23 protein-coding genes and 1 pseudogene are annotated in these 24177 nt (G+C 60.4%); 22 read left to right on the forward strand and 2 right to left on the reverse strand.

Features of this window, described 5'->3' with window-relative positions; genetic code table 11:
- Positions 1-11: 11 nt before the first annotated feature.
- From G568_RS19910 to G568_RS0108125, 14 genes and pseudogenes are all read left to right on the forward strand, one after another.
- Positions 12-596 (forward strand): annotated as a pseudogene (locus G568_RS19910) (transposase); the annotation flags it as partial.
- A 276-nt stretch (positions 597-872) separates the two neighbouring features.
- Positions 873-1727 (forward strand): SDR family oxidoreductase, encoded by an 855-nt coding sequence (locus tag G568_RS0108065; RefSeq protein WP_026757545.1) that lies wholly within the window; start codon positions 873-875, stop codon positions 1725-1727.
- 40 nt (positions 1728-1767) lie between these two features.
- Positions 1768-2571, forward strand: coding sequence for an ABC transporter ATP-binding protein (locus G568_RS0108070; protein ID WP_037373885.1), 804 nt, complete (start codon positions 1768-1770; stop codon positions 2569-2571).
- Positions 2564-4483: an AMP-dependent synthetase/ligase gene (locus G568_RS0108075; protein WP_026757547.1), complete on the forward strand. Its 1920-nt coding sequence runs from the start codon at positions 2564-2566 to the stop codon at positions 4481-4483. Before G568_RS0108070 ends, G568_RS0108075 begins: the two co-directional genes overlap by 8 nt.
- Positions 4484-5371, forward strand: coding sequence for a branched-chain amino acid ABC transporter permease (locus tag G568_RS0108080; RefSeq protein ID WP_026757548.1), 888 nt, complete (start codon positions 4484-4486; stop codon positions 5369-5371).
- Positions 5372-5374: 3 nt separating this feature from the next.
- Positions 5375-6448, forward strand: coding sequence for a branched-chain amino acid ABC transporter permease (locus G568_RS0108085; RefSeq protein WP_026757549.1), 1074 nt, complete (start codon positions 5375-5377; stop codon positions 6446-6448).
- Between the two features lie 12 nt (positions 6449-6460).
- Positions 6461-7273 carry an ABC transporter ATP-binding protein gene (locus tag G568_RS0108090; protein WP_026757550.1) on the forward strand — a complete coding sequence of 271 codons (813 nt, stop codon included), beginning with the start codon at positions 6461-6463 and terminating at the stop codon, positions 7271-7273.
- A 33-nt stretch (positions 7274-7306) separates the two neighbouring features.
- Positions 7307-8545 (forward strand): ABC transporter substrate-binding protein, encoded by a 1239-nt coding sequence (locus G568_RS0108095; RefSeq protein WP_342664612.1) that lies wholly within the window; start codon positions 7307-7309, stop codon positions 8543-8545.
- A 93-nt stretch (positions 8546-8638) separates the two neighbouring features.
- A complete protein-coding gene (locus G568_RS0108100; protein ID WP_026757552.1) occupies positions 8639-9889 on the forward strand; it encodes an ABC transporter substrate-binding protein in 1251 nt (416 codons plus the stop codon).
- An 86-nt stretch (positions 9890-9975) separates the two neighbouring features.
- Complete coding sequence (locus G568_RS0108105; RefSeq protein WP_026757553.1) at positions 9976-10752, forward strand: enoyl-CoA hydratase/isomerase family protein; 777 nt, start codon at positions 9976-9978, stop codon at positions 10750-10752.
- An 11-nt stretch (positions 10753-10763) separates the two neighbouring features.
- Positions 10764-11546 (forward strand): enoyl-CoA hydratase/isomerase family protein, encoded by a 783-nt coding sequence (locus tag G568_RS0108110; RefSeq protein ID WP_026757554.1) that lies wholly within the window; start codon positions 10764-10766, stop codon positions 11544-11546.
- A gap of 41 nt (positions 11547-11587) precedes the next feature.
- Positions 11588-12346: an electron transfer flavoprotein subunit beta/FixA family protein gene (locus tag G568_RS0108115; RefSeq protein WP_026757555.1), complete on the forward strand. Its 759-nt coding sequence runs from the start codon at positions 11588-11590 to the stop codon at positions 12344-12346.
- Positions 12346-13275 carry an FAD-binding protein gene (locus G568_RS0108120; RefSeq protein WP_026757556.1) on the forward strand — a complete coding sequence of 310 codons (930 nt, stop codon included), beginning with the start codon at positions 12346-12348 and terminating at the stop codon, positions 13273-13275. The genes G568_RS0108115 and G568_RS0108120 overlap by 1 nt, the downstream gene beginning before the upstream one ends.
- Before the next feature lie 233 nt (positions 13276-13508).
- Positions 13509-14666, forward strand: coding sequence for an acyl-CoA dehydrogenase family protein (locus G568_RS0108125; protein ID WP_026757557.1), 1158 nt, complete (start codon positions 13509-13511; stop codon positions 14664-14666).
- A 21-nt stretch (positions 14667-14687) separates the two neighbouring features.
- Here G568_RS0108125 and G568_RS0108130 read toward each other — a convergent pair whose 3' ends face one another.
- Positions 14688-15854 carry a CaiB/BaiF CoA transferase family protein gene (locus G568_RS0108130; protein WP_026757558.1) on the reverse strand — a complete coding sequence of 389 codons (1167 nt, stop codon included), beginning with the start codon at positions 15852-15854 and terminating at the stop codon, positions 14688-14690.
- Positions 15855-15872: 18 nt separating this feature from the next.
- Positions 15873-17018 (reverse strand): CaiB/BaiF CoA transferase family protein, encoded by a 1146-nt coding sequence (locus G568_RS0108135; RefSeq protein WP_026757559.1) that lies wholly within the window; start codon positions 17016-17018, stop codon positions 15873-15875.
- 104 nt (positions 17019-17122) lie between these two features.
- Here G568_RS0108135 and G568_RS0108140 point away from each other — a divergent pair, with 104 nt between their 5' ends.
- From G568_RS0108140 to G568_RS0108175, 8 genes are all read left to right on the forward strand, one after another.
- Complete coding sequence (locus tag G568_RS0108140) at positions 17123-17500, forward strand: Zn-ribbon domain-containing OB-fold protein (RefSeq protein WP_026757560.1); 378 nt, start codon at positions 17123-17125, stop codon at positions 17498-17500.
- A 3-nt stretch (positions 17501-17503) separates the two neighbouring features.
- Complete coding sequence (locus tag G568_RS0108145) at positions 17504-18655, forward strand: thiolase (RefSeq protein WP_026757561.1); 1152 nt, start codon at positions 17504-17506, stop codon at positions 18653-18655.
- Between the two features lie 20 nt (positions 18656-18675).
- Positions 18676-19533: a MaoC/PaaZ C-terminal domain-containing protein gene (locus G568_RS0108150; protein ID WP_026757562.1), complete on the forward strand. Its 858-nt coding sequence runs from the start codon at positions 18676-18678 to the stop codon at positions 19531-19533.
- Positions 19534-19543: 10 nt separating this feature from the next.
- The gene (locus tag G568_RS0108155; RefSeq protein ID WP_026757563.1) at positions 19544-20680 is read left to right on the forward strand and encodes a CaiB/BaiF CoA transferase family protein; all 1137 of its coding nucleotides are present in this window, start codon (positions 19544-19546) and stop codon (positions 20678-20680) included.
- Between the two features lie 64 nt (positions 20681-20744).
- The gene (locus G568_RS0108160; RefSeq protein WP_026757564.1) at positions 20745-21464 is read left to right on the forward strand and encodes a transglutaminase-like domain-containing protein; all 720 of its coding nucleotides are present in this window, start codon (positions 20745-20747) and stop codon (positions 21462-21464) included.
- Entirely contained in the window at positions 21461-21910 is a 450-nt protein-coding gene (locus tag G568_RS0108165) for a MaoC family dehydratase (RefSeq protein ID WP_026757565.1), read from the forward strand. Before G568_RS0108160 ends, G568_RS0108165 begins: the two co-directional genes overlap by 4 nt.
- The gene (locus tag G568_RS0108170; protein ID WP_026757566.1) at positions 21897-23021 is read left to right on the forward strand and encodes an acyl-CoA dehydrogenase family protein; all 1125 of its coding nucleotides are present in this window, start codon (positions 21897-21899) and stop codon (positions 23019-23021) included. The genes G568_RS0108165 and G568_RS0108170 overlap by 14 nt, the downstream gene beginning before the upstream one ends.
- A complete protein-coding gene (locus G568_RS0108175; RefSeq protein WP_026757567.1) occupies positions 23018-24169 on the forward strand; it encodes an acyl-CoA dehydrogenase family protein in 1152 nt (383 codons plus the stop codon). Before G568_RS0108170 ends, G568_RS0108175 begins: the two co-directional genes overlap by 4 nt.
- Positions 24170-24177: the final 8 nt, after the last annotated feature.

A 24177-nucleotide genomic window follows, 5' to 3' on the forward strand; every position in this document is an offset into this window, starting at 1 on the left:
GGCAGGTCAGCGAAAGCAAGGCTGCCTGGGCCGAATTTCTCGGCGATCTCGATGCGCGTGGCCTGAAACGACCGGAATTTGTCATTGTCGACGGGGCTTTCGGACTCGAGGCCGCGCTGGTCGCGCTCTGGGGAGAGGACCTGCCGATCCAGCGCTGCACAGTTCATAAACACCGCAACCTTCTCGGCCACGCCCCGAAACGCATGCAGGACGAATTGGCCGAGGATTACCGCGACATGATCTATGCTGAAGATGCGGCCGAAATCGACAAGCGTCGTAAGGCCTTCCTGCGCAAATGGCGGCTGAAATGCCGCGCGGTGGCGGACAGCCTGGAAGAGGCCGGGGACAGCCTGTTCACCTTCACGCGGCTGGACCCGTCACAATGGAAATCGGCCAGAACCACCAACGCCATAGAGCGCCTGAACGAGGAATTCCGCCGCCACATCAAGACCCAGACCGTGCTGCCCTGCGCCGAAACCGTGCCGATGCTTCTTTGGGCACTGATGGCATCGGGTCAGATCCAAATGCGGAAAGTGGATGGCTGGGAAACCTTGGCTCAGCCCGTCGCCCCGATCAGCCATGACCTCGCGGCCTGATCAGGCCCAAATTCCCATGCTCGGAGGACGCCGCCCAAGAATTTCCACCAGATTCGAGACACCACCTCGCCGAAGACCGAGACCCACTCGCCGAACTCCATCCTGCAGTGACGCCGCAGATGCTCTTGCCGTTCATAGCCGAAAAAGTTCCAGGGCTTCCATAGTCTTACCAAGCGAAACCGACGCGCTGGGAAAGCCGGTATTCCTTCTTGATTGATTTTCTAACATACGTTAGATTGCAGAAGATCCCGAATGGGGCGATAGGGAGGAGGCGTCATGAGTACGGCGCAGTTCGGGTCTTCGCGAGAAGATCTATCAATACGTTCGACTGTCTATGCGCGCGATCTGTTCGCCGGAAAGACCGTCGTTGTAACCGGCGCGGGCGGTGGGCTGGGCCTGGCGATTGCCGCTCTGTTCGCAAGGCTGGGAGCTAACTTGGCAATAAACGGGCGCAACCAGGAAAAGCTGGCTTCGGCCGGTGAGTTTCTCGAAAGCCTGGGCGCCAAAGTCCTTTCCAAATCCATGACCATCCGGGACCCCGACCAGGTAGAGGATTTTGTCGGCAAGGCAAATCAGGAATTCGGTTCAATCGACGTATTGGTAAACAATGCGGGGGGGCAGTTTCCACAGGCCGCGCTGGATTTTTCCCCGAAAGGCTGGAACGCCGTCATAGACACGAACCTCAACGGCACCTGGTGGATGATGCAATCCACGGCGCGCCATTGGGTCGAGCACAAGCAACCCGGTTCGATCGTGAACATCGTGGCCGACATCTGGCGCGGAATGCCCGGCATCGCGCATACCTGTGCGGCCCGCGCAGGGGTCATATACCTGTCGAAATCGGTCGCAGTGGAGTGGGCCTCGCATGACATCCGCGTGAACTGCGTGGCGCCGGGCTGTTGTGAGAGTACCGGGTTCAGTCGTTATCCCGAGGATGGGGCGGCAACATTCCAGGACTCCAATCCGATGCGGCGCGCAGGCGACGAATGGGATGTGGCAGAAGGCGTTGTCTATATGGCGGCCAATTCCGGGAAATTCGTGACGGGTGAAGTTCTGAACATCGACGGTGGGCAACAGATGTGGGGCGATCCCTGGCCAACAGGGCGACCGGATTATTTTCGGATTTCGTGACACGCGCGACAAATCTAATGGGGACAACAGAATCCAGATGATGACCAACGGAAAAAAAGAAACCGGGACTGACGATGGGGCGATACTGGAGTGTCGCGGGATTGAGCGGCGGTTTGGCGGTATCGTCGCTGTTTCAGATGTGGATCTCGTCATTCGACCCAAGGAGATCTTTGGCCTCGTGGGTCCGAATGGCAGCGGCAAGACAACGCTTACGAACGCGATCACCGGTTTCTACCCTCCGAATGTCGGGACTGTCCGGCTGGCAGGAAAGGAAATAACGGGCACCGCGCCCCACAAGGTTGCAAAGCTCGGGGTCGCCCGAACGTTTCAGAATCTTGCCCTGTTCAACGGGATGAGTGTTCTTGATAATATTTTGCTTGGGCGGCACATTCACATGAACCCCGGCGTTTTTCGTACGGCGTTGTATTGGTGGGCCGCACGCCGAGGAGAAATCGAGAACCGGAGAATCGTCGAGGAGGTTATCGAGTTTCTGCAGCTTGAAAGCATCCGGCACGAGATGGTCGATGGTCTTCCGATCGGCCTTAAAAAACGTGTCGAACTTGCGCGCGCGCTGGTGGCGGAACCGCAAATGCTGATCCTCGACGAGCCGATGGCGGGCATGAACCAGGAAGAAAAGGGATACATGTCCCGCTTCATCCTGGACGCGCGCGCCGAACGTGGCGTCAGCGTTCTGCTGATCGAGCACCACATGGATGTCATCATCGGCATTTGCGACCGCATGCTGGCACTGAACTACGGCGAAATGATCGCCAGCGGCATACCGAAGGAAGTCGTAAAGGATCCCAGGGTGATCGAGGCATACGTTGGAGGGGCGCATGGCTGAGGGGGCAACATTGCAAAATACCGCCAACGAGACATTCGGAAAACTGTTGGCGCGGAACGCGTCAAGACATGGATCGAGTATCGCGATTCGCGAGAAAGAGCGCGGAATCTGGAAAGAAAGCACCTGGGCCGAGTATGTGGAAGAGGTTCTGGCCTGCGCGGCCGGTCTTGAGAAGATCGGTGTGAAGCCGGGCAAGGCCGTTCTCATTCTCGGTGACAACCGCGCGCGGCTATACCAGGGCATGCTTGCGGTTTCGCTGCTCGGAGCCTACCCGATGCCGGCCTATCCGGGGGCGACGCTCGAAGAGCTTCAGCATTTCCTTGGCGAAGTCGAGATCGTTGCAGCCATCGGCGAAGATCAGGAGCAGGTAGACAAGATCCTTGAGGTGCGGACCGCGGGCGCGAGCGGCATCGCTCATGTCATATACGATGAAACGCGTGGGCTCGGGTTTTATGAAGACGACGGACTTATGTCATGGGATCACCTGATGGAAGTAGGTCGGCACGATCTCAACGAAGACCCGAGTCTCCGAGAGGCGCTTCTGAACAGAGCAAAACCAGAAGGTCCTGCAATCTTCATGCATTCTTCGGGAACAACCGGCAAGCCGAAAGGTATCGTTCTGAGCCAGAAGAACGTTCTGGCCGCGGCCCGGAATGGCCATGCGGCGGGTGCATTTGGAGAGAATGAGGAAATTCTTGCCTATCTCCCGATGGCCTGGGTTGGGGATTATGCAATTACGGTCGCGGCGGCCCTCTCTTTCCGGTTCACCGTGAACGTGCCGGAGCGACAGGAAACGGTCGTGCGGGACATGCGCGAAATCGCCCCGACCTTCTATCTGGCGGCACCCAGAAGTTGGGACCAGGTGCTGACGACAATCCAGGTTGGAATGGAGAATTCCACCCCATTGAAAAAGTGGCTGTACCGCTTTTTTATGGACCGAGCTGTTGCTGCCGAGACGCGTAAACTGAACGGAAAGAGCGGCGGCCTGTTGGAGCCGGTGGGCAGATTGTTGGGCGAGGTGATCGTCTTCGGCCCGATCAAGGACCAGTTCGGCATGAGCCGCTTGAAGAATGCGTTCACCGGCGGCGAGGCGATCGGCGAAGACACTTTCGTCTTTTATCGCGCTCTGGGAATCAAGCTGCGCCAGTTTTACGGGCAGACCGAGAGCGGCGCGATAAGCGCGATGCAGGCACCGAACGAGGTCCGTCTCCATGCCGTTGGCACACCCGCGCCGGGTGTCGAGGTCAAGATCGATGAGAAAGGCGAGGTTCTGTTGCGTTCGGAGAGCGTGTTCGCCGGTTATTTCAACAAACCGGAAGCGAGTGCCGAGGCCCTTGAGGGCGGTTGGCTGCATACCGGCGACGCCGGCTATCTGGAGGAGAACGGCCAGCTTGTGGTGTTGGGGCGCGTCTCCGAGGTCATGCATACCGCCGGGGGTGAACGCTATGTTCCGAACTATATAGAAAACCGGCTCAAATTCAGTCCGTACATCAAGGATGCGGCTGTTGTCGGCGCGGGACTGGACGAGCTGACGGCGATGGTCTGCGTGGATTTCGAAGCGGTCGGCCATTGGGCCGAGGTGAACGGCGTGCCTTACGTGTCCTATTCCGATCTGTCTCAGCGCGACGAGGTCGCGGCGCTGCTGCTCGAGGCGTTCCATCGGGTGAACAAGGCGCTCACTGAGCCATTGCGCCTGCAACGCTTTGTAAGCCTGCCGAAAGAATTAGACCCGGACGATGGGGAGATCACGCGCACTCGAAAATTGCGCCGCAAGGTCGTGGAGGAACGCTATGCCGATGTTATCGTGGCGCTCTACGACGGTTCAACAGAGGTCCATGTAAGCGCTCAGGTGACTTACGAGACTGGGGAAATCGGGAAGGTCGAAAGAAGCCTTCCCATCAGGGAGGTGTAAATGGATTGGGTCTTTCTAACAGAGCTTGCGATAAACGGTGCTTTGACGGGTCTGTTATATTCGCTTTTCGCCATCGGCCTCGTGCTGATTTACAAAGCCTCCTCGGTCCCTAATCTGGCGCAGGGCGGGCTGACGATGGTCGGGGCCTATGTGGTTCTTGCTCTGGCGCGCGATGTGGGTCTGCCGCTTTGGGCCGCAATCCCGCTTGCCGCAGTCCTCATGTTTGGCCTGGGGTTTGGTATTGAGCGTGTTGCTCTGCGCCGTCTTGCTGGCCGACCGGTCGTCATGATCCTGATGTTGACACTGGGACTCGACATTTTCCTTCGCGGCACAACGCTGGCGATCTGGGGTGGGACATCCCGATCGATGGAGTTGGGAGTCAGCTATGAACCATTGTTCCTCGGTGACATCTTCATCAGTCGCATCCACCTTGTCGGTGCCGGGGTCGCGATCGGTCTCTTTGTCGCCTTCATGCTGATTTTCCGCAGCCGAACCGGCATAAAACTGCGAGCGATCGCGGATGATTACATGGCTTCGTGGTCGGTCGGGATTTCGGTCGAGCGCGGCGTCGGGCTGTCCTGGGCTCTGGCATCGGTGGTTGCCGTTGCCGCAGGCGTCATCTGGGGCGAAATCCAGGGTGTCGATCAGGCGCTGTCTCTGCTGCTGCTCAAAGGTCTGGCAGTGGCTGTCCTGGGTGGCCTTGACAGTATTCTGGGTGCGGTGGTCGCCGGCATCATCCTCGGTGTCGTGGAAAATGTGGGCGCTGACTTCCTCGATCCGCTTGTCGGGGGGGGGAGCCGGGAGCTTATCGTCGCCGCTGTGCTCATTCTTACGGTCATGATCCGTCCGCACGGCTTGTTTGGTCATCATGACATCGAAAGGGTGTAAGGGATGTTCTATAGGCTCTCTGGTGTCCACCACGCCAACTACGTCTCCGACAGCCGCATCTTCAAGGTGCCCGCTGACCGGAATTTGGCTGTGTTCGTCCTGCTTTTCGGTCTTGCGGCGCCGTTCATCGTGCCGTCGCTCTACCTGAACAGCTACATGCTGCCTTGGCTGATCTGGACGGCTGCCGCGCTTGGGCTCAACCTGGTGACGGGGTGGGCAGGCCAGCTTCATCTGGGTTATGCTGCGGTGATGGCCGTGGGCGCGTATTCGGCGATCCACGCCGCGCGATTCGGGGTCCCTTGGGAGTTCGCCCTCATCATCGGCGGGCTGGCATCGTCGGTGATCGGCAGCCTGTTCGCCTTTGCCGCGTTGCGGGTGAAGGGGCTCTACCTCGCGCTTACGACGCTGGCGATGCAGTTCGTGATGGACTGGGTGCTGACTCACTCGCCGACGATTACGGGGGGCTCGCACGCATCGCTCCAATCTCCGACACTGGCGCTGCTCGGGCAAGAGATCACTTCCGATGCCGGCTATTATTATGTTGCCTTCGGATGGTGCGTCTTGGTGACGATTTTCATGCTGAATCTGAAACGCACCGGGCTGGGGCGCGCCCTGGTCGCCGTGCGGGAAAAGGATTTTGCCGCCGCGATTCTCGGGGTGAACAGTTTCTACTACAAGATACTGGCATTCGCGACGTCGTCCTTTATCGCGGGGGTCAGCGGTGCCTTGCTAGTTGCGACATTCTTCTTTCTCGCCGCGCCGGAGCAGTTTTCAGTGAACGTGTCGATCCAGGTGCTTGCGATGGTAATCGTCGGTGGCCTGTCCAGCATCATCGGGTCGTATTTCGGCGTTGCCTTGATCCTGCTTGTGCCGGGCCTAGTGAACGGGATTGTCGCGGGGGGGAGTCTGTCACTTGGAATGCAGATCAATGTCGAAACGCTGGCCCATATTCCGAATGCCGTCTATGGCGCGCTGATCGTCATAATCCTTCTGATCGAACCGCTGGGGCTCGGCAAGCTCTATGGCAACATCAGGGACTATCTGATGGTCTGGCCCTTCGATCAGCTCAGGAAGTAGAGAGGAATGACGATGCAACAAAAGGTCGAAATCCAGCCCATACTGTCGATGAACAGTGTCGAGGTGCTGTATGACAACGTTATGCTAGCAATCAAGGGTGTCTCGATTCAGGTGCCAAAGGGCAAGATGATTGCGCTTCTGGGCTCGAACGGAGCGGGCAAGAGCACCACTCTGAAAGCGATCAGTGGTCTTCTGAAGGCCGAACGCGGCCGCGTCAGCCGGGGCGAAATCAAGTTCGAAGACACCGACATTACCGAGATGCTGGCGCAAAAGCGCGTGGAGATGGGTATTTGTCACGTCATCGAAGGACGGCGTGTCTTTGAGCATCTGACCCCGGACGAGAACCTGACGGCAGCCGCACCGGCGGGCATGTCCCGCTCAGACCTGAATGGGGAAAAAGAGAAGATATACAACTATTTCCCCCGGCTTGCCGAGCGACGCAATTCGCTGTCGGGCTATCTGTCGGGCGGCGAGCAGCAGATGCTTGCCATCGGCCGCGCGCTGGTGACCCAGCCGAGCCTGCTGATGCTGGACGAGCCGAGCCTTGGGCTTGCGCCGTTCCTGGTGGCCGAGATCTTCGGCATCCTGCAAAAGATCAACCAAGAACAGGGCATGTCGGTTCTGCTTGTGGAACAGAACGCCCTGGCCGCACTGGAGATCGTTTCGGAAGGATATCTGATCGAGAACGGCCGCGTCGTCATGAACGCCAGCGCCGAAGCCCTCAAATCCAACTCCGACATTCAGGAATTCTATCTCGGCGGTGGAGAAGGCACGAATTTCCACAACGTCAAACATTATAGTCGACGCAAACGTTGGCTGAGTTGAGGTTCCAATCAGGCAGTGTTCAGGGAGGAAAAGATGAATCAACTTACCAGTGCGTTAGCCGTAATCTCGATGATGGGCGGCCTGATCACCGGGTCGCAGGTTATGGCCGAACCATTCAAGGTGGGCGTCTGTTATGACCTCAGCAAGGCATATACATTTGCCACGCCGCAGGTCTCGCAAGCCGCGATGGATCTAGCGAAGCTGACAAACATGAAGGGCGGGATCGGCGGCGAGCCAGTGGAAGTCATCGTGCGCGACCATGGAAACGAACCACAGCGTGGGATCGAATGCTATAACAGGCTCAGCCGCGAGGGGGTCTTTGTCTTCGATACACTGTCAACGCCGGTGTCCTTGGCGATCCTACCGCGCGCGATGCAAGACGAACGCATTCTCATGCAGTCTCTGGTGGGGCGCGGTGATGCCGTGGATGGCACAGTTTTCGACTGGGTCTATCCGGTCGGCCCGACATACTGGGGCCAGGCCGCCAATGATATCGGCTATATAAAACAATTGCACGATGGCGATCTTTCGGACGTCAAGGTCGGCTACATCTATTTCGACTACCCATTCGGGCAGGAACCGATCGAGATTCTCGAGACATTGGCGGAAAAGGAAGGCTTCGAGCTTCTGCTCTACCCTGTGCCGTTGCCCGGCAGCGACCAGTCGGGTGCCTGGTCGAAAATGCGCCGCGACAAGCCCGATCACGTGATCTCGTGGATGCTCGGCGGTGCCCATGTCGTTGCGTCGAAAGAAATGCAGCGCAATCGCATTCCAATGGAAAAGTACATTTCGGTCAACTGGCTGAACGAAGTGGATATCGCCAATATCGGAGCAAAGGCGGCCACCGGACTGAAGCGCGGCACCAATGTCGTCGGTGGTCTGGACGTACCCTTACGTACCGAGATCATCAGTGAACTTTACGACACCGGGCAGGGCTCCGGACCGTTGGCGAATACGCAGGATGTCTACTACAATACCGGGCTGGCGATGTATTCGATCATTTTCGAGGCAGCGCGGCGGGCGGTCGAACTGGAGGGCCTGCCGATCACGGCGCAGTCCTACAAAGCCGGTCTCGAAACTCTCGAAAAGTACGATGCGAACGGTCTGATGGCGCCGATCACGGTGACATCGGAAGATCACGGTGGCGGCGGCAAGACGCGTATCGAGATGTGGGACGGCGAGACCTGGGTGCCACAAACCGACTGGATCTCTGCATACAGTGATGTGGTGTGGGAGGTGGTCAAGGAAAGCTCCTCGAAATACGAGGAATGATGATCAGTTAGCCGAAGGGCCGGCGTCAGGGAAGGCGGTGCCGCGCTCGCATAACGATAAATTCGCCCTCCAATCAATCAATGGGAGAAGAAGATGAGAACCAAACAGCATATCAAGGCGATGGTCCTTACCGCCGCATTGGCGACAGCCGCGACAGCGGCGACTGCCCAGGACAAGGAGCCGATCCGTTTCGGACTGTGCTTCGACCTCAGCAAGTCCTACACGTTCATTTCGCCCCAGGTGGCTCAGGCTGCCCAGGACCTGGCGATGTACACCAACGAAAACGGCGGGATCGAGGGCCATCCGGTCGAAATCATCGTGCGCGATCATGGCAACGAACCACAACGCGGCGTAGAATGCTATGAGCAGCTCAAGCGCGACGGCGTTTTCATCTTCAACTTCTTGTCCACGCCGGTCACGAACGCGGTATTGCCGCGCGCGATGAAGGACGGCAACATTCTTATGCAGTCTTTCGTCGGCCGCGGCGACGCGGTGGATGGAGAGGTGTTCGAATGGGTTTTCCCGGTCGGCCCGACCTACTGGCAACAGGCAGCCAACGACGTCGCCTTCATCAAGGAGCAGATGGACGGCAATCTCGAAGACGCGAAGATCGGATTCATCTATCTGGATTATCCGTTCGGTCAGGAACCGATCGAAATCCTGAAGACCCTGTCCGAGAAAGAGGGCTTTGAACTGTCGCTCTACCCGGTTCCTCTGCCCGGGTCGGATCAGTCCGGCGCATGGAGCAAGGTCCGCCGCGACAAGCCCGACTATGTGATTAGCTGGCTGCTGGCCGGCGGACATGTGGTTGCCTCCAAGGAAATGCGCCGCAACCGCTTCCCGATCGACCGCTACCTGTCGGTCAATTGGCTGAACGAAGTCGACATCTCCAACATCGGTGCGGAAGAGGCCACAGGCATCCTTCGAGGGACAAACGTGGCTGGTGGCCAGGACGTTCCTCTCGTGGAAACGATGCTCGAAATGTATTATGTCAATGGTAAGGGAAGCGGACCCGAGAACTTGGTTCACGACGTGTACTACAACACCGGGCTGGCTATCTATTCGACCGGTTTTGAAGCCGCGCGTATCGCGATCGCCGAAGATGGCTGGCCGCTCACCCCCGAAAGCATGAAGGCTGGCTATGAATCGATCTCCGGTTTCGATGCAAATGGCCTCATGGCCCCGGTCACGGTGACCGCGGAAGACCATGGTGGTGGCGGCAAGACCCGGGTCGAGCAATGGGATGGCGAAACCTGGGTGCCGCTGACCGACTGGAGCGCCGACTACCTCGACGTAGTGTGGGAAGTGATCAGGGAAAGTTCCGAGAAGTTCAACGTCGAGTGAGCTTGCCCTCCCCCGCGGCGATCATGTCGCGGGGGCCTCGGATCGGCATTTGCAGAAAATATGTCTTTAAAAGGGAAGCAGAAATCATGAGCCCTATTGACGTGACGATTGAAGACGGCATCGCGACCGTGTGCATCAACCGGCCCGAGCAGAAGAACGCGCTGTCCGTGGCCGCGACGAACGGCCTGACCGACGCCTGGGAACGGATCGAGGTGGATGACAGCATTCGCGTGGCCATTCTGACCTCGGCCGATTGCGGTGTTTTCAGCGCCGGGCTGGACCTGAAGGAAGCCACCCAAATCGCGCGGGATGAGGGTGTCGATATTCTGTCCAAGATGCGCGATCCGTTTCACGAAACCATGCGGGCCTGTAAAAAGCCGATCATTGCCGCCATGACCGGATCCCTGATGGCGGGAGGCATGATGCTGACGCTCAACTGCGATCTTCGCGTTGGTCTCAAAGGCACCAAGGTCGGTATCACCGAAGTCAAGATCGGGCGCGGGTCGCCCTGGGCGGCTCCGGCGCTATCGATGCTGCCGCAACCCATCCTCATGGAAATCGTTCTGACCGGCGATCTGATGACGATCGAGCGGCTGCACGATTATGGGTTTACCAATTATCTGGAGGATACGCCGGAGGACGTGCGCGCGCGGGCGCATGCCCTTGCCAAGCGTATTGCCGGTATGGCCCCGCTCTCTGTGGTGGCGGCAAAAGGCAGCGTTCGGGCCACAATGGATCTCGGCTGCGCTGGCGGTCTGGAAGAGGGAAAGCGCCTGCATGAGGTCGTCTATGCCAGCAATGACGCGATCGAGGGCCCCAAGGCTTTTGCGGAAAAGCGCGCGCCGGACTGGACCGGAACCTGATGGAGGCCGAGATGACCGAACTTATTCGCCTTGAGAGGGATGGTCCTATTGGCATCCTGCGCTTTCTTCAACCGGAGAAGCGCAACCCTTACAGCATCGCGTTTGTCGAGGAATTGGTGGCGCATCTGCGCGAGGCCGACCGGGACGATGCGATCCGGGCTGTGATCATGACCGGAGGCGATCATTTCAGCAGCGGCGGCGATCTTGTCGGCTTCCAGGCCGAAGTCGCCAAGGGGGCAAGGGCCACATCCGAAATGATCGACAAGGTTCATGATGGGGGACGCGCGGCCTATCTCTTTCGCAAGCCGCTGATTTCCGCCGTTTGCGGCGTCGCCTATGGTGCCGGTCTGAGCCTCGCTCTGTCGGCGGATATTGTCGTGGCCGCCGAGGACGCACGGCTATGCGAGGTTTTCGCGCGCGTGGGTGGGTGCCCAGACACCGGTTCGAGCTGGTTGCTCCAGCAACGCGCAGGCGCGGGGGTGGCGCGGATGCTCGTGCTCACCGGCCGCGAGATCAACGGGCAAACCGCGAAAGACCTGCGCGTCGTGGAAGAATGCGTTCCGGCCGGGCAGGTCGAGGCGCGCGCGCTGGAAATCGCCCGCGAAATCGCCGCGCACCCGATGTTCGGGGTGCAGACAGCCAAACGCGTGATGCGCTCTGCGGCGGAATGTGGCTATCTCGGATCTCTGGACATCGAGCGAGATGCCCAATGCGTTCTGCTGGGCGCGCATGACTTCCCCGAGGCCATGAAGGCGTTCTTGGAAAAACGAAACCCCGAATTCAAGGACCGCTGAGGCGGTCGATACCACATCAGGAGTTCAAGGAGACCATGCCAATGAAGGTGCTAGTCCCTGTCAAGCGCGTGATCGACTACAACGTGAAGGTCCGCGTGAAGGCGGACGGATCGGGTGTCGATCTCGCCAATGTCAAAATGTCGATGAACCCGTTCGACGAGATTGCCGTCGAAGAGGCGATCCGCCTGAAGGAAGCCGGCAAGGCCGAAGAGGTCGTGGCGGTGTCGATCGGCGTGAAACAGGCGCAGGAAACGCTGCGCACGGCGCTGGCGATGGGCGCGGACCGGGCGATTCTGGTCGTGGCCGCCGATGACGTTCATAACGATATCGAGCCGCTCAGCGTTGCCAAGATCCTTGCCAAGGTCGTGGAAGAAGAGCAGCCGGGCCTCGTGATCGCCGGCAAGCAGGCGATCGACAACGACATGAACGCCACTGGACAGATGCTCGCGGCGCTGCTGGGCTGGAGCCAGGGCACCTTCGCCTCCGAACTCGACATCGAGGGCGACCACGCCAAGATCACCCGCGAGGTGGATGGCGGGTTGCAGACCATCAAGGTGAAGATGCCCACCATCGTCACCGTCGATCTGCGCCTCAACGAGCCGCGCTACGCTTCGCTGCCCAACATCATGAAGGCGAAGAAGAAGCCGCTCGAAGAGAAGACCGCCGAGGATTACGGCGTCGACGTGAGCCCGCGCCTCGAGGTGGTCAAGACCGACGAGCCCGAAGCGCGCCAGGCCGGCGAGATCGTTCCGGACGTGGATACGCTGGTGGCGAAACTCAAAGAGAAAGGGGTCGTGTAATGGCTGTTCTGCTGCTTGCCGAAGTGAATGACGGCGAATTGTCGTTCGACGCGACCGCCAAGGCCGTGGCCGCCTGCGCCAACTTGGGCGACGTGACCGCGCTCTGCGCCGGGGGTTCCGCCGCCGCCGCGGGAGAAGCGGCCGCAAAGATCGAGGGGGTCTCCAAGGTGCTCGTGGCCGAGGATGCCTCGCTGGGCCACCGCCTCGCGGAATCGACCGCCACGCTGATCGTGTCGCTCGCCGGCGATTATGACCACATCGTCGCCCCCGCCACCACCGACGCCAAGAACGTGCTGCCCCGCGTGGCCGCGCTTCTCGACGTGATGGTGATCTCGGATGTCTCCGGCGTCGTCGATGCCGACACGTTCGAGCGCCCGATCTACGCCGGCAACGCCATCCAGACGGTGAAATCGAAAGACGCCAAGAAGGTCGTTTCGATCCGGACCGCCAATTTCGACGCGGTGGGCGAGCAATCCGCCGCGCCGGTCGACACGGTTTCCGCCGCCGAGAACCCCGGCCTGTCGGAATGGGTCGAGGACAAGGTGGCCGAGAGCGACCGCCCGGAGCTCACGTCCGCCGGTGTCGTCGTCTCCGGTGGCCGCGGCGTCGGCTCGGAAGAGGATTTCGCGATCATCGAGAAGCTGGCCGACAAGCTCGGCGCCGCCGTGGGTGCCTCGCGCGCCGCGGTCGATTCCGGCTTCGCCCCGAACGACTGGCAGGTGGGCCAGACCGGCAAGGTCGTGGCACCCGATCTCTACGTCGCCGTGGGCATTTCGGGGGCCATTCAGCACCTTGCGGGCATGAAGGACTCGAAGATCATCGTCGCGATCAACAAGGACGAGGAGGCGCCGATCTTCCAGGTGGCCGACTACGGGCTTGTGGCCGACCTCTTCACCGCCGTGCCCGAACTCACCAAGAAACTCGGCTGAGGCTCGCAAGGTGCGCGATGAATGCCCACCCTACGCTTGACGGAAAAGGCCCGCCCGAAAGGCGGGCCTTTTTCTCGAGCGTGGGTTGGTTACTAAGCGCCGGACGAACTTCCTGAGGCGCGAGATCCTTACGGAAGTGACGCTTCGTCAGCGGGCAATCTGGATCATTGTCAGGAAAATAAAACACTTGTTAGATTTGTGAAAGTCTAAACATGGCGTCGCAGGAGAAAAACATGTCCCTGATCAAGAATTCCCCGACTTGGGCGTCCGATGAACACAAGATGTTCGCGGACAGCACCCGCAAGCTTTTTGATGCTGAAATGGCTCCGAACATCGAAAGATGGGTAGAACAGGGCATAGTCGACCGTGAATTCTGGTCAAAGGTCGGCGAACAGGGTGTCATGGGTGGCTCGATTGCCGAGGAATACGACGGGTTCGGCGGCGGCATCAGCTTTGATGCGATTACCGTTTACGAGCAGGGCCGCGCCGGTGACACCGGGTGGGGCTATGGCATCCAGTCGATCGTCATCCATTATCTCGATGCCTATGGCAGTGAAGAGCAGAAAAAGAAGTGGCTTCCGCGGCTGATCAGCGGCGAGAGCGTTGCAGCAATCGCGATGACCGAACCGGGAACGGGGTCGGATCTTCAGAACGTCCAGACCTATGCGGAAAAGGACGGCGACCACTACAAGATCAACGGTTCGAAGATCTTTATCACCAACGGTCATACCGCCGATATCATCGTCGTCGTGGCCAAGACGGATCGGGGTGCGGGTGCCAAGGGCGTGTCGCTGATCATTCTGGAAACCGAGGGCGCGGAAGGTTTCCGCCGTGGACGGAACCTGAAGAAGCTGGGAATGAAGGGCTCTGACACAGCCGAGCTGTTCTTTGAGGATGTGCGCGTGCCGACGGCCAACCTGCTTGGCCCTGAAGAGGGGCAGGGGTTCTACCAATTGATGAAGCAGCTGCCCTGGGAGCGCTTGATGATCGGCATTACCGCGCTTGGGTTTATCGATTTCGCCATCGACCAGACGGTCAAATACGTTCAGGACCGGAAGGCGTTCGGCAACAGGATCATGGATTTTCAGAACACCCGTTTCAAGTTGGCGGAATGCAAGACCAAGGCTGAATTGCTGCGCAGCTTCGTGAATGACGGGATTGCGCGACTTGAGACCGGGGAGCTTGACGCTGCCACGGCTTCGATGGCGAAATGGTGGGGCAGCCAGACGCAGAACGAGGTCATGCACGAATGCCTGCAACTGCACGGCGGTTACGGATACATGATGGAATATCCGATCGCGCGGCTTTACGCCGACAGCCGTGTTCAGATGATCTATGGCGGCACGAACGAGATCATGAAGGAACTGATCGCCCGTTCGATGGATGTCTGATCGGCCCGGCGCCGGGTGGAGTCACTCCTCGCCCGGTCCGAGGATCTCGTCGCTGTGTTCTCCAAGCCGTGGGGCCGGTCGGCGGTCGTGTCGCGCGGGGGTTGCCGAGAACCGAACCGGCGGGCGTGTCGTCCAGATGGGGCCTTCGGTTGGATGTTCGATCTGCTGGAAAAAGCCCGTCGCGGCAAGATGGGGATCGTCTGGCAGATCGGAAAGGTTTCGTACCGGCATGGCGGGAATATCGGCCTGTTCCATCAAGGCCAGCCAGTCCTCTGTTGACCGTGTCAGCGCAAACCGGGCCACCAAGTCGTAAACTGCGCCGATGTTGCGACTGCGCACGTCCATATCCGTGACCCAAACGTGGTCGAGCATGTCTTCACGCCCGACCGCCTTGAAGAATCGCGCCCATTGCGTGTTGGTGTAGGGAAGGATTGTGATGCAGCCATCCGCGGTCTGCACCGGGCGTCGGTGAGGCACCAGCATCCGGGAATAGCCGAAATTCTGCGGCGTCTCCTCGAAAGTGGCGCCGTCCATATGTTCGGCCAACAGGAACGCCGTCAGAGTTTCGAACATCGGCACCTCGACATGCTGCGCTTCACCCGTGCGCTCGCGGTGGAACAGAGCTGCAATAACGGCATAGGCCGCCGTCACGCCGCCAAGTTTATCTGCGAGGATCGTCGGGGCATAGGCCGGCGGCGCGTCGGGGTCGCGCAAGGTCGACAGGCTGGCCAATCCCGATACCGACTGGACGATGTCGTCGAATGCGGGTTTGGCGGCATAGGGTCCGTCCTGGCCGAAGCCGGTGGCGGAGACCGTGATCAGGTCCGGGTTCTCGCGGCGCAATGTTTCGGGATCGAGAGACAATCTGGCAAGCGCCGCGGGCCGGATGCTGGAAATCATCACATCGGCATCGGTCAGCAGCTTGCGCAGGCGCTCGCGGTCCCGCTTTGTCTTGAGATCCAGAACGACGCTGCGCTTGTTGCGATTGGTGCCCAGAAAGGCTGCCCCCATCAGCTTGTTCCGTGACGGTTGGACCTGGCGCAAGAAATCGCCCTCGGGGCCTTCCACCTTGATCACATCGGCCCCCAGATCGCCCAGCATCTGCGTGGCCAGCGGGCCAAAAACCACTGACGTCAAGTCGATGATCCGGACGCCCTCTAGGATGGCAGTGTTCTTTGCGGCCGTCATTTGGGTCGATTTCCAGTTCTAGGAACGAGAGCCGAATTCGGCGCGAATGGCGGCGCCGTCGGCATCGAAAGCTGGGGAAGGGCCAAGCGCGGCCTCGGTGCCGCCGCGCCGTATCGGAGGCATCGCAACGCTCACCGGTCCGGAGGGCGTGGCGATGGTCGACCGGTCGAGTTGAGGGTGATCCGACAGAGAGGCCACATCGTTCACCGCCGCCGAAGCGATGCCCGCGCCATCGAGAAGCTTTAACAACTCGGCACGTTCGTGCACGCCGAACACGGACTTGATAAGGGCTTCGAGTTCGGATTTGTGCGCGATCCTGGCCGAATTGTCATGGAAACGCGGATCATTGGCTAGCGCCGGATCGCCTAGAATCTGTGCGCAGAACCGGTCCCACTCGCGGCTGTTCTGGACCGAAATGACGACCAGATCACCGCCCCGGCAGCGAAACGCGCCGTAAGGGCATATGACAGAGTGGCCAAGCCCGGTTCTGGGCGTGGGCTGATTGGCATAGTCGTGAAAGAGGAGCGGAACCGCCATCCAGTCGGCCATCACGTCGAACATCGCCACCGAGACGCCGTTGCCCTTCCCGGTTTGGTCGCGCGCAACGAGGGCCTCGCAAATCCCGGCATGGGCGGTCATGCCGGTGGCAATGTCGCAAACCGACACGCCAACCCGGCCCGGCGCGTCCGGCGTGCCGGTCACCGAGGCAAGACCGCTTTCGCATTGCACCAGAAGGTCATAGGCCTTGGCGTTTCGCATCGGGCCATCTTCGCCGTATCCGGTGATGTCGCAGGTCACGAGGCGCGGAAACCTCTCTCGCAATGTGGCCGAATCAAGCCCCAGCTTTTTCAGCGCGCCGGGCAGAAGATTCTGGATGAATACATCCGCGCTTTCCAGAATCCTCAGCAGAATCGCCTGGTCTGCTTCATCCTTGATATCCAGCGCGACTGATTCCTTGCCCCGGTTCAACCATGTGAAATAGGCGCTTTCGCCATTCGCGGCGGTATCGTAGGCGCGTGCAAAATCGCCCACGCCCTTGCGTTCGATCTTGATCACGCGCGCACCGGCATCGGCCAGCCGCGACGAGCAGAAAGGCGCGGCCACCGCCTGTTCGAGCGCAATAACGAGCTTGCCTGAGAGGGGGGCTGAGTCTGTGATGGACATGGCGACCTCGCAAGTGATCCTGAGAGCTTGACAAAATCTAACGGATGTTAGAAATAAGGTCAATACGCTCAATCGGATACTGGACCATTTGAAGGAGATCGCAGGTGCCGGACGCCACAGGGCCAGATCAGATTTTTCAGCGCGCACTCGCCGACAAGGAAATCGTGCTTCCCAGGTGCGATGACTGCGGGGCCTTTCACTTCTTTCCCAGGGTCTTGTGCCCGCATTGCCATGGCACCGCGATTTCTTGGAAACCTGCAAGCGGCAAGGGCCGGGTCCACACCACTACGGTGGTGCGCCGCAAGCCCGAGCGTGGCGGCGACTACAACGTGTGCATGGTCGAACTGGAGGAAGGCGTTCGGATGATGAGCAGGGTCGAGGGTGTCGCCCCCGGCGATGTTGTCATCGACATGGCGGTGACCGCTTTCGTGGGCGAGGCCGAGGGCGCCCCGGTGGTGCTTTTCAGACCGGCGGAGGCATAACGCATGACCGATCAACTTAGGGGAAAATCCACGATCGTGGGCACCGGACACGCCGGTTTCGGCGAGGCGCATGGGCTGACGGCCTATGACGTCATGGCGCAATCCGCGCTTGCCGCGCTCGGCGATGCCGGGCTGACGCTGTCGGACGTGGACGGGCTGTTCTGCACCATGATGGAAGACAGCATGCCGGCGCTTATGGCGGCCGAGTATCTGGGCATTCAGCCGCGCTTCATCGACGGCACCATGTCGGGCGGGTCGTCCTTCGTGAATTATCTGACATCCGCGACCATGGCGCTTGACGCCGGTCTGTGTGATGTCGCCCTGATCGTTTACGGCTCGAACCAGCGCACCGCGTCGGGCAAGCTGGTGACGGCCTCGCGCCCGCCGGCCTATGAGGCGCCGTATAATCCGCGCTATCCGATTTCCGCCTATGCAATGGCGGCGGCGCGGCACATGCACGAATACGGCACCACCCGCGAACAACTGGCGGATGTGGCTGTCGCTGCGCGGGCCTGGGCGCAACACAATCCAGAAGCGTTCGAGCGCGGGCCGCTGACGCGCGAGGACGTACTCGGCGCGCGCATGGTGGGAGACCCGCTGACGACGCGGGATTGCTGTCTGGTGACCGATGGCGGTGGTGCGGTCGTGTTGGTCCGCGCTGACCGCGCCAGGGACTTTCCCAAGCCGCCCGTCTATGTGCTGGGAAGTGCGGCGGAAAGCTCGCACAGGCAGATCTCGCAGATGAAGGATTTTACCGTGACCGCGGCCAGGGCATCGGGCAAGCGCGCCTTTGCGGCGGCGGGAGTGTCGCCGGGCGATATCCAAGCGGTCGAACTGTATGACGCCTTCACCATCAACACCATTCTGTTCCTCGAAGACCTTGGCTTCTGCGCCAAGGGCGAGGGAGGAGCTTTTGTCGAAAACGGGCGCATCGCGCCAGACGGGGCCCTGCCGGTCAATACAAACGGCGGTGGTCTGTCCTGTGTGCACCCCGGCATGTACGGCATTTTCACCGTGATCGAGGCGGCCCGCCAGATCCGGGGCGACGCGCCCGGTATTCAGTTGAACGATATCGACTTGGCGCTGGCGCATGGCAACGGCGGTGTGCTGTCCAGCCAGGTCACGGCCATTCTGGGATCACAAGCCACGCTCTGACAATCAAGGGAGGAAAGATCATGCCATTGGATTTCGAGGCACTTTCAAACTGGGATTTCGAAGAAATCGAGCAAACACTGACCGAGCGGGATACCATGCTGTACGCGCTCGGGCTGGGGTTCGGCGAGGATCCCACCGACAAGAAGGAACTGGCATTCGTCTATGAGGACGGCCTGAAGGCGGTTCCCTCTATGGCCGTTACCCTGGCGTATCCGGGCTTCTGGTTGCGTAATCCCAAGACCGGCGTGAACTGGCAGAAAGTGCTGCACGGCGAGCAATGGCTGGATATCTACAAGCCGCTGCCGGCAAAGGGCAGGATTATCGGCCGCAGCAAGATCGACTTCATCTCGGACAAGGGCGAGGGCAAGGGCGCGGTTATCTATCAGAGCCGCGAGATCATCGACGCGGACAGCGGCGACAAGCTGGCACGCGTCGCGATGTCGGCCTTCTGCCGGGGCGACGGCGGATTCGGCGGCGAGAACAGGCCCGGCCCGAAGCCGGCGGTGCTGCCGGACCGGGCGCCCGATCACATATGTGATATCGAAACGCTTCCGCGCCAAGCCCTGATCTACCGGCTCAGCGGCGACATGAACCCGCTGCATGCCGACCCCGATGTCGCGCGGTCGGTCGGGTTCGACCGACCGATCCTGCACGGTCTGGCGACCTATGGTCTGGCTGCCCGGGCGATTCTCAAGTCGGTGCTGGATTACGACTCCGCCCGGCTTGTCGGGCTGGACGTGCGGTTCTCCGCGCCGGTCTATCCCGGCGAAACGGTACGGTTCGAAATCTGGGAAGAGGGCGGCGAGGCCCGGTTCCGCGCGTCTATCCCGGCACGCGATGTCCTGGTGTTGAACAACGGCGCCGCGCGCTTCGCATGAGGTAAAGGCGATGACCCAACCGCTCAAGGACATCCTGGTGCTGGATCTCAGCACCCTTCTTCCCGGCCCGATGGCGACGCTTATGCTCTCCGAGGCCGGGGCCGAGGTGATCAAGTTCGAACGTCCCGAAACGGGCGAGGACGCGCGCCACACGGATCCCAAGATCGACGGTGAGAGCATCGGGTTTGCCGTGCTGAACCACGGCAAGCGATCTGTGGCCATCGATTTGAAATCGAACGACGCGCTCGATGCGCTGCGTCCCTTGCTCAAGAAGGCCGATGTTCTGGTCGAACAGTTCCGCCCCGGCGTGATGGAGCGGCTCGGGCTTGGATATGAGGCCGTGCGCGCGATCAATCCGGGCATCGTCTATTGTTCGATCACCGGCTACGGCCAGACCGGGCCAATGGCCAGCGCGGCGGGCCATGACATGAATTACGTGGGCGATGCCGGCGTTTTGTCGCTGAGCCGCGGACCGGAGGATCAGCCAACGACCCCCTTCGGGTTGGTCTCCGATATCGGGGGCGGCACTTATCCTGCGGTGGTGAATATCCTGCTTGCGCTGATCGCACGGCAGGAGAGCGGGAAGGGAGCTCATCTGGATATCGCGATGGCGGAGGGCGCATTTGCCTTTGCTTATTGGGCCCATGCCGAAGGCGTGATCGCCGGGCAGAGCATCGAAAACGGCGGCAGCCGCCTGACCGGAGGACTGGCGCGCTATCGGCTTTATTCGGCGGCGGATGGCCGGCAGATCGCGGTCGGGGCGCTGGAAGAGAAATTCTGGCAAGCCTTCTGCGATGTGATTGGCCAGCCTCAGGATCTTCGCGACGACTGGAGCGATCCCGTTGCCTGTTCCGCAGAAGTTGCGCGCCGTCTCGGAAGCCAGCCGTCAGCGCATTGGGAGCCATTGCTGTCGGCGGCGGACTGTTGTTGTTCGGTGGTGAAAACACCCTCCGAGGCCGCCGCCGATCCGCATTTCGCTGCGCGGGGCGTGTTCGAGCGGAAATTGAACATTTCCGGCCGGGAGGTGCCTGCGCTTCCGCTGCCGATCGCGCCGGAGTTCCGTTCGCCCGAAGGGTCTGCCAGACGTGCGGCGGTCTTGGGAGAAGACAACGCCCGCTTCGGCGTGGAATCGCGGAAGAAAGAATGAATCCCGTTGACGGGCAGGTTTTGAGTCTGTATTCTAACATTTGTTAGAAAATCGAGAGGGAATTATGGCACTGTCGAAAGACCACCTGCCGGCAGAAGCGGAGCGGTATGTCATGCCGTCGCATTTTGTCGAAAGCGACAGCCTTGAAGTACAGGGTTTCGTGTCCGAGGCTTTGCGTGATCTCCCCGCGGATGCGTCCAGCCGTGACAAGGCGATCCGCCTGTTCGAAGCGGTTCGCGACGATATCCGTTACGATCCCTACTGTTTCGCGCTAGACGAGGATTCGTATCGCGCCAGCCGGATTGCCGGGGCAGAAGCGGCGTTTTGCGTGCCCAAGGCAATCCTTCTCGCGGCCTGCCTGCGGGCCGTCGGTATCCCCGCCGCTCTGGGGTTTGCAGATGTGCGCAACCACCTGAATACACCCAAGTTGCAGGAGCTGATGGACAGCGACCTGTTCATCTACCACGGCTACGTCCAGTTGTGGCTGGACGGTGAGGTCTACAAGGTCACGCCCGCCTTCAACATGGAGCTGTGCGAACGATTCGGGGTCAAACCACTGGTTTTTGACGGCTATCATGATGCTCTCTTCCACGAGTTCGACGAACAGAACCACCGGCACATGGAGTATGTGAATGACCGGGGGCTTTATGTTGACGCGCCGATCACGGAGTTCCTCGCGGCCTTCCGGGAAACCTACCCGAAACTGGAAGAGTTCAACCGCGAACGCATTTCCAGGGGTTCAAGCGGCTATGATGCCGGTTTTGCAAAGGAGGGAAGTTCTTGAAGTATCTTGAGGACTTCGAGCCAGGGCAGGTCTTCCGCTTCCGCAGCGCACCGATGAGCGCGGACGCGATCAAGGCATTCGCTAGGGAGTGGGACCCGCAACGGCTGCACACCGACGAAGACTATGCGACGACAGTACATGGCAGCCTGATCGCCTCAGGCTTCCAGACGATGCTTGAAGTTTTCCGACCGATCATGACGGGGTTCATGGTCGATGTCGCCAATATTGGCGGCATGGGCTTCGACAATCTGCGCTGGGTGCGGCCGGTCCGCCCGGATGAGCCGCTTGATATCGAATTGAAGATCAACTCGGTCACGCCGTCCAGAAGCAAGCCCGGTCGGGGTGTTCTGAATTATTCGATCAACGCAAAAAACCCCAAGGGAGAGATCGTCTTTACAACCGAAAACCCCGTGATGGTGCAGAGAAAACAAAATGACACAGTCTGACAAGCCAAGCGGCGACCAGGAAGATCTTCGTCTGCTGCGGGAAAGCGCGCGAACGCTCTTTGAACGCGCGGGCGGGAGCAAAAGAGCCCGAACACTCCGGGATGCCGGCGGCGGCTGGGACGCGGACATGATCCGCAAACTGGCCGAAGCGGGCGTCTTCGGGGTGACCGTTCCCGAGGAAGACGGTGGGCTTGGCATGGGCCTGGCCGCCGGGGGCGTCATAGCCGAAGAGGTCGGACGCGTGATTGCCCCGGAACCGGTCGTGCTTACCGTCGGACTGAGCCTTGGCCTTCTGCGCCGTCTTTGTCCCAATGACGCGAGGATGGCACAGCTCATCGGCGGAGAGACCGTCCTGGCGGTCGCCTGGCAGGAACGCGGCCCGAACGGTGGCCCGGCCGAAGCAAGCTGCCGCTACGAGAACGGCAAACTGACCGGCGGCAAGGCCTGGGTGGTCGGTGCCGCCGGCGCACAGGGTTTTCTGGTCGTAGCCGAAAGTGACAATGGTCCGGTTCTCGTCCTGGCAGAGGCGGGCGCGGACGGGCTTTCCGTCGAAGAGCGCAGACAAGCCGATGGCAGCGCAATGGGCGAGCTTTCGTTCTCCGGCACTCCAGCCGAGGAATTGGCCAGTGGTGGTGCGGTTCAGGGCACGCTTGCCGAGGCGGTCAACGATACGACGGCGCTTGCCGCCGCCGAGCTTGTCGGCCTGAGCGAGCGCGCCTTCGAGATCACGCTGGAGTACATCAAGACCCGGGAGCAGTTCGACAAGCCCATCGGGTCGTTCCAAGTCATCCAGCACCGTGCCGTCGACCTGAACGTGATGTGCGAGGTCGCACAATCGGGGGTCCGCGAAGCTCTCGGGCTGATGGACGGGGAAACCGATCCGAAAGCGCGGGCGCGGCTTGCCAGCCGGGCCAAGGCACGTGCGGTCACCGCCGCCAGGAAGATCACGCGCGACGCCATCCAGCTGCACGGGGCGGTCGGATATACCGACGAATATGACATCGGGCTTTACCTGAATCGGGCGCTGGTTCTGTCCGCGTGGCTGGGCGACGACGCCTATCACAGACGGCTTTGGTTCGAGGCGCGGGAAGAGGAAGGAGCCGCTCAATGACTGACTGGAACGCAATGAGCGATGCGGATTTCCGCAAAGAGGTGCGCGGGTTCTTTGAGGCGGAATATCCCGAAGAGTTGCGCCATCTGCCGCACCGCCCCAAATTCGCCGAAATCGAGCATTGGCATCGCAAGCTGCATGCCAAGGGATGGGTCGCTCCGGCCTGGCCTGCGGAATATGGCGGTATGGGGCTGAACGCGGCCAAGCTTCTGATCTTCTACGAAGAACAGCAACGCTGGGGTGTGAACCGCGGTCGTGACATGGGCGTGCAGATGGTCGGGCCGCTGATCATCAAGTTCGGCACTCCGGACCAGAAGGAGTATTGGCTGCCGCGTATATTGAGCTGCGAAGACATCTGGTGTCAGGGCTATTCCGAGCCCGGTGCCGGATCCGATCTGGCCAACCTGCGCACACGCGCGGAGAGCGATGGGGACGATTTCGTCATCAACGGCCAGAAGATCTGGACGACGATGGCGCATGACGCCACGCACATCTTCATGCTGGTGCGCACAGATCCGGATGCACCAAAGAAACAGCAAGGCATCAGTTTCCTGCTGGCACCGATGGACCAGCCCGGTGTCGAAGTGCGCACCATTACGACGCTCTCTGGAGAAACCGAGTTTTGCGAGGTCTTCTTCGACAATGCCCGCACGCCTCGGGAAAACCTCGTTGGCGAGTTGAACAAGGGCTGGACGATGGCCAAGGCGCTTCTGAGTTTCGAGCGCATTTTCATTGGTTCGCCGAGCCTGGCCCAGAACGCTCTGGGCCAGCTCGAAAGCTTTGCCCGGGGCCGTGGCGCCTTTGACGATCCGGTGTTCCGGGACCGATTTGCGCAGGCCGCCCTCGACGTTGAGGATCACGCCGCGCTCTACGCGCGATTCGCCGATCAGCTCAAGCGCGGGGAAACGCTGGGCGCGGATGTCTCAATGCTCAAGATCTGGGTGACCGAGTGCTTCCAGCGCATTACCGAACTGATGATCGAGGCGGCGGGCCCGGATGGCGGCACGATTGGCCCGCTTCAGGTCGGAAATGTGAGCGTGGACGTCCTGTCGAGCTTCTACAAGGCCCGGCCGACAACGATCTACGGCGGATCGAACGAGATCCAGCGCAACATCCTCTCCAAGGCCGTCCTCGGATTGCCTGGCTGAGCCCACAC

The sequence above is a fragment of the Sediminimonas qiaohouensis DSM 21189 genome (genome assembly GCF_000423645.1).
GTDB lineage: Bacteria > Pseudomonadota > Alphaproteobacteria > Rhodobacterales > Rhodobacteraceae > Sediminimonas > Sediminimonas qiaohouensis.